The sequence below is a fragment of the Campylobacter sp. BCW_6465 genome (genome assembly GCF_001762815.1).
Taxonomy (GTDB): Bacteria; Campylobacterota; Campylobacteria; order Campylobacterales; family Campylobacteraceae; genus Campylobacter_D; species Campylobacter_D jejuni.
This window is the reverse complement of record NZ_MJXN01000025.1, coordinates 102,701-108,898: the sequence shown is the minus strand read 5'-3', so window position 1 is coordinate 108,898 and position 6,198 is coordinate 102,701. Positions and strand designations below refer to the sequence as shown.

Below are 6,198 nucleotides of genomic sequence, written 5' to 3'. Positions count from 1 at the left end.
CCAAAACGGAACAGATCTTGCTTATATTATTTTAATATATTTAGGTTGAAGGCAGAAAAATCTAAATTAAGGAATTAATATGAGTATCTTTAGCATCAATGATAACTCAAACTATAATTCTATACTTTCACAAAGTAAAGCTAATAAAGAAAGTAAAGAAAATTCTAAAATAAGTTTTGCTAATGCTTTTTTAAAACAAAATGCCAGCAAGTTAAGTGATATAGAAAGTAAAAATTCACAAACTCTAGCAAGAAGTGAAATATTAAATTCTACTAATACAACAAATACTAGCAATAATACTAATTTTAGTATAAGTAGTAAGACAAGTTCTCCTAATTATGATATATCAAGTGAATTTAAAAACTCTATTTATACTCTAAAATACAAACAAGCAGATATAAGTAATAATACAGCCTATGGTTATAGTGTAGATAAAGATGGTGATTTTAACAAAGCCGCAGGATTGCCTGAAGATTTTAAGATACATAAATCTACTTTGGATGAGATATATAACTTTAATGAAGCACAATATCAAGATATAAGAGAACAGCTAGGAATTTCTCGCTATTTTACCAATATCGATATGGCTGATACCATAAAACAATATTATAATCAATTTAATCAAATTGTTAATCATACTTTTAATGATACCAATAAAACAAGTTTCACTGAAGCAGATATAAATTCTATGCCTAAGGGTTATGCTATAAATGGTGGATTTTAATGATCCAAGCAATAGAATGAATATCACTCACCTAAGAGATTTTTCAAATTCTTCTATTACAAATATTTATCAAACCCCTGAACAAATGAAAGAAGCTGAAAGTTTATATATACAATCAGGATCTTTAATAGATGGCATAAATGGACATAGTTTTGGTTTATCTTTGGAAGAAATCAAAAATGTTTCTAAAGGTGAAGATTGGCAATTTAATCCTGATATGTCAGTTTATCCAAAAAATGAAGATGGAAGTTATTCTAAAGAAGCTTTGTTTATGAGTTTTTTAAAATCATATGGTAGCGGACAACCCGTTGAGAGTTCAGAAACTACACTTAACCCAAAAGTAGAAGCTTACAATAGGGCTATGGCTAAAGAAAGTTTTAATGGTGATAGCATTGCTTTAAATGACATCATGACAGGCAAAGTGGATTTTGCGGTTTATTAAAAGGTTATGCACAAGATGGCTGGCTTGATGCAGATATATATGCAATGGAAAAAGGAGTTGCTTGGCAAAATACAAGCATAGGTTATGGTGGAGCTTGGTTTGATAATCAGTTTAATCAAGCAAAAGCTAATGGCTGGAAAGCAAGTAACCAAAGTATAGACTCTTATGTTAATTCTATAATGGATAGATTAAATAATCTTATAGGGCAGACTAGGGTTTAAAGGTTTTAATTTTTTAAGTTTAAAACAAATTGCTAATAACAAAATAAGATAAAATTAGTATAATTTTTTACAAAAAATTTGAAAGGAAATTATGAAAAAAATTATTTTGATTTTTATCTCTTTTTTTGCTTTAAATTTGAGTGCAAAAGATTTGGTTGTAGGAATGGAGCTTGGATATCCGCCTTTTGAAATGAGCGATAAAACAGGCAAAGCAAGTGGAATTAGCGTGGATTTTTTAGAAGCTTTTGCAAAGAAAAACGGCTATAAACTTGTAGTAAAAAATATCGCTTGGGATGGTTTAATACCTGCTTTAAAAACAGCCAAGATAGATCTTATAATGTCTTCTATGACAATTACCGATGAGAGAAAGAAAGTGGTGGATTTTAGCATTCCTTATGCTAAGGCAAATTTGGCTATTTTAACTCCTTTGAACTCTGATATTACAAATATCAAAGATTTAGATAAAAAGGGCAAAGTTTTGGCTTTAAAGCGTGGTTCTACAGGGCATTTATATGCGGTTAAAAATTTAAAAAATGCAACTATTAATTTATTTGATAAAGAAAATGCTGCTATTTTGGAAGTGATTCAAGGCAAGGCTGATGGATTTTTTTATGATCAACTTACGATTTATCGCACTTGGCAAAAACATCAAGATACAACTAGAGCCATTTTGGCACCTTTTCAAGAAAATCCTGAGTTTTGGGGTATAGCAGTGCAAAAAGGTAATGCAGAACTTAAAAAAGAGCTTGATGAATTTATTGCAGAAAGCAAAAAAGATGGGCTTTTTGATTCTTTAGGAGAAAAATATCTTAAAGATGTTAAAGATACTTTTAAAAAGAATAATTTAGAATTCTTTTTCTAAGAAGGATTTTCCTTCTTAGGTTACAAAGCTTTCCACAAGCCTTTGCACTAGCAAATTCCATCCATCCACTAATACAAAAATCAAGAGTTTAAAAGGTAAAGAGATCATAGTAGGAGGTAGCATCATCATACCCATAGCCATTAAAACTGAGCTTACAACCATATCTATGACTAAAAAGGGTAGGTAGATTAAAAATCCTATTTCAAAAGCGGTTTTAAGCTCTGAAATCATAAAAGCAGGAACTAAAACCGTAAGGGGAACATCATCTATGGTTTTGGGATTGGGTAGATTGCGTATGCGATAAAAAAGGGCTAAATCTTTTTCGCGAGTATTTTTAAGCATAAAATCTTTAAAAGGCTTTGCTCCTTTTATAAAAGCCTCTTCATAGCCTATTTTTTCTGCTAAATAAGGTTTTATACCTTCATTATAGGATTTTGTAGCTACAGGTTCCATGATAAAAAAAGTTAAAATTAAAGCCAAGGTTACTAAAATAGTGTTAGGTGGCATACTTTGCGTCCCCATAGCTTGTCGCAAAAATGAAAATACCACAATAAGACGCAAGAAAGAAGTCATAACAAAAACTATACTTGGAGCGAGCGCAAGTATGGTTAAAACAATCACTATATTTAAAGTAGTAACAAGCTGATTAGGCGTATTGGGTGCACTTAAGCTTAAATTTACTGTAGGGATAGTTGCTTCAGCAGCAAATAAGCTCATGCTTAAAAGTAAAAATAATAATATTTTTTTCAAAATTTAAAAACCTTTTTTGTTTTTTATTAAAGAAATTTAAATTTTATCTTTTGATGACTAAAAACTAGTTTAAGGGTATTAGGATTTTAACTTTAAACTGCTAAAATAGTCTTTTAGACTTCTTAATAACAAAGGTAAAAAATGAAAACTTCTATTTTGATTTTAGCGGCAGGATTGGGCACTAGAATGAAATCACAAAAGCCAAAGGTTTTGCAAGAGCTTTGTCAAAAAAGTGTGATTTTACACATTTTAAAAAAGGCTTTTGCTTTAAGTGATGATGTAAGTGTAGTTTTATCGCATCAAAAAGAACGCGTTGAAAAAGAAATTTTAGAACATTTTCCAAAAACACAAATTTTAGAGCAAGACTTGCAAAATTATCCAGGAACTGCAGGAGCTTTAAGGGGGTTTGAGCCTAAAAATGAAAGAGTGTTGATTCTTTGTGGCGATATGCCTTTAGTTGAGCAAACAAGTTTGGAAGCTTTGTTAGGTAATAATGCAAAATTAAATCTAGCAGTTTTTAAAGCAAGAGATCCTAAAAGTTATGGTAGGGTGGTGATAAAAAACGATAGCGTTGAAAAAATTGTTGAATTTAAAGATGCAAATACACAAGAAAAAGAGATAAATACTTGCAATGCTGGGGTTTATGTGATTGAATCGAGACTTTTAAAAGAGCTTTTACCTTTGATTGATAACAATAATGCGGCAAAAGAGTATTATTTAACCGACATTGTAAAACTAGCAAAAGAAAAAGATGTGATGATTAAAGCGGTTTTTGTAGATGAAGATGAATTTATGGGGATTAATGATAAATTTGAACTCAGTATAGCTGAAAATTTCATGCAAGAAAAAATTAAAAAATACTGGATGCAACAGGGTGTGATTTTTCATTTACCGCAAAGCACTTTTATAGGTGCAGATGTTGAATTTGTAGGTGAATGCGAAGTATATGAAAATGTAAGGATAGAGGGTAAAAGTAAGATTATAAACTCTATCATTAAAAGCTCAAGTGTGATAGAAAATTCCATCGTAGAAAATAGCGATGTAGGGCCTTTGGCACATTTGCGTCCAAATTGTGAGTTAAAAAACACTCATATAGGAAATTTTGTAGAATGTAAAAATGCAAAGTTAAATACCGTAAAAGCAGGACATTTGAGCTATTTAGGAGATTGTGAGATAGATAGTGGAACTAATATAGGCTGTGGGACTATTACATGCAATTATGATGGGGTAAAAAAGCATAAAACCATCATAGGAAAAAATGTTTTTGTAGGTTCTGATACGCAATTTATCGCGCCTGTAAAAATCGAAGATGAAGTGATCATAGCAGCAGGAAGCACGGTAGGTATCAATGTAGAAAAAGGTGCTTTGTTTATCAATAGAGCAGAGCATAAGATGATAAAAGATTATTATTACAAAAAATTTCAAAAATGAAAACCATACTTTTGGCTATTAGTGGCAGTATAGCTTTTTATAAATCTTACGAGCTTATTTCTTTGTTTAAAAAAGAAGGCTTTAGGGTAAAAGTTTTGCTTTCTAATGGTTTGTTAAAATTTGCTAGCAAAATGAGTTTTGAAGCCTTGGCTGATGAGATTTTATGCGAGGAAAATGAAAGTTGGCAAAACTCAAACAATCACATAGTTTTTAGCAAGGATGTAGACCTTGTTTTGTTTGCCCCTGCAAGTGTTAATTCTATCAATAAACTTGCTTTTGGTATAGCGGATAATCTTTTTATCCAAACCTTAATCGCAGCAAATAAACCTCTTATCATAGCTCCTGCGGCAAATACAAATATGTTTCATCATTTTAGCACGCAAAATTCTTTAAAGATACTTAAAGAAAATAAAGCTTCGATTATAGAGCCTATTTGTAAAGTTTTAGCTTGTAAAGATGAAGGCGTAGGAGCCTTAGCTGAAGTTAAGGATATTTTTAATATCACCAAAAGAGAGCTTTTAAAAGAAAAGTTTTGGTGTGATAAAAGTGTAGTTATCACAGGTGGTGGCACAAAAGAAAAGATCGATGATGTGCGTTGTGTGAGTAATTTTTCAAGTGGAAAAATGGCAAAAGCCATAGCTGATGCTTTTTATTTTTTAGGAGCTAGGGTAAAACTTTTAAGCTCTGTGGAATTTGATACGCCTTATGAGCTTTGCAAATTTGAAAGTTCTAAGGAACTAAAAGAGCTTTTGGATAAAAATTTAAGTCATGACTTTTTGATTATGACGGCTGCAGTGAGTGATTTTATCCCTCAAAGTGTAAAAGGAAAAATTAAAAAAAATGAGCATTTACAGGGTTTAAACTTGCATCTATCTTTAAATGAAGATTTGCTTAAAACTTGCAAATTTCAAGGCAAAAAGATAGGTTTTAAGATGGAATTTGATTCTCAAAATGCCTTAGAAAATGCGAAAAAATCTTTAAAAGATAAGCAACTTGATATGGTTTGCCTTAATATCATTGGTCAAAAAAATTATTTTGGAAGCTATCAAAATGAACTTTATTTTATCACTTTCAACAATGAAAATAAAAGCACCTTGCAAAGCAAAGAAAAATTGGCATTTGAATTAGTAAAATGGTGTGAAAAATTATGAGTATGATTAATTCTACCTTGCCTATACAAATGAAAGTTTTGGCTAAATCAGGCTATGGACACTATACGCTTTTGTTAAATCACAAAAAGATTCAAACCAAAAGCATGATAGAGCTTGAAATTGGCGCTGAATATTTAGCCGAACTTTATATGCAAAATGGTGGAGTTATACAATTTAAACATCTTTCAAAGCGTCCTAATTTCAAACCTTTTGAAGAGGGATTGGCTTTAATAATCGCTATTTTAGAGGATAAAATTTCTTATAAAAAATTCATCATACAAAATCTTTTAGATTGTAAAGATATAGAGCGTTATCAGATATTAAAAGAAATGCTTTTTGCAAGTTTTGAAAATATTTATCATATTCCTTTTATCTTTGAAAATAAATCTTGCTTGTTTCAAATGCGTAAAAGAGCAAAATATTTAGAAATTTACTTATATTTTAGTGTTTTTGGAGCTTTGAAAATTTTAATAGATTTACAAGGTGTTAGCGTTTTTACACCTTTTGCCAAGGTACAAAAATTTTTAAACGAACATTTAGATTTTAATGTATCGCAAGAAAACAAGATTGAACCTTTGTTTGTTTTCAAAAGGCTTTTTGATTTTAAAGGATGAAAA

Annotated in this window: 5 protein-coding genes and 1 pseudogene; 5 read left to right on the top strand and 1 reads right to left on the bottom strand. The window is 30.5% G+C overall.

The genetic code is table 11. The features are described 5' to 3' along the window. Positions 1 to 79 precede the first annotated feature (79 nt). Positions 80 to 1,387 (top strand): annotated as a pseudogene (locus AJ886_RS02500) (Cj0814 family flagellar-dependent secreted protein). A 91-nt stretch (positions 1,388 to 1,478) separates the two neighbouring features. Beyond that, positions 1,479 to 2,249, top strand: coding sequence for a transporter substrate-binding domain-containing protein (locus AJ886_RS02495; RefSeq protein WP_002859503.1), 771 nt, complete (start codon positions 1,479 to 1,481; stop codon positions 2,247 to 2,249). 15 nt (positions 2,250 to 2,264) lie between these two features. On the opposite strand, the gene fliP is transcribed toward AJ886_RS02495, so the two are convergent. Beyond that, positions 2,265 to 2,999, bottom strand: coding sequence for a flagellar type III secretion system pore protein FliP (gene fliP / locus AJ886_RS02490; protein WP_002852529.1), 735 nt, complete (start codon positions 2,997 to 2,999; stop codon positions 2,265 to 2,267). 141 nt (positions 3,000 to 3,140) lie between these two features. Between fliP and glmU the strand changes: the two genes are divergently transcribed. Genes glmU through AJ886_RS02475 form a run of 3 tightly spaced genes read left to right on the top strand, consistent with a single transcriptional unit; the run spans position 3,141 to position 6,195 of the window. Next, positions 3,141 to 4,430, top strand: coding sequence for a bifunctional UDP-N-acetylglucosamine diphosphorylase/glucosamine-1-phosphate N-acetyltransferase GlmU (glmU, locus tag AJ886_RS02485; RefSeq protein ID WP_070278588.1), 1,290 nt, complete (start codon positions 3,141 to 3,143; stop codon positions 4,428 to 4,430). Further along, positions 4,427 to 5,581 carry a bifunctional phosphopantothenoylcysteine decarboxylase/phosphopantothenate--cysteine ligase CoaBC gene (gene coaBC / locus AJ886_RS02480; protein WP_070278586.1) on the top strand — a complete coding sequence of 385 codons (1,155 nt, stop codon included), beginning with the start codon at positions 4,427 to 4,429 and terminating at the stop codon, positions 5,579 to 5,581. The genes glmU and coaBC overlap by 4 nt, the downstream gene beginning before the upstream one ends. Continuing rightward, positions 5,578 to 6,195: a hypothetical protein gene (locus AJ886_RS02475; RefSeq protein ID WP_070278584.1), complete on the top strand. Its 618-nt coding sequence runs from the start codon at positions 5,578 to 5,580 to the stop codon at positions 6,193 to 6,195. Before coaBC ends, AJ886_RS02475 begins: the two co-directional genes overlap by 4 nt. Positions 6,196 to 6,198: the final 3 nt, after the last annotated feature.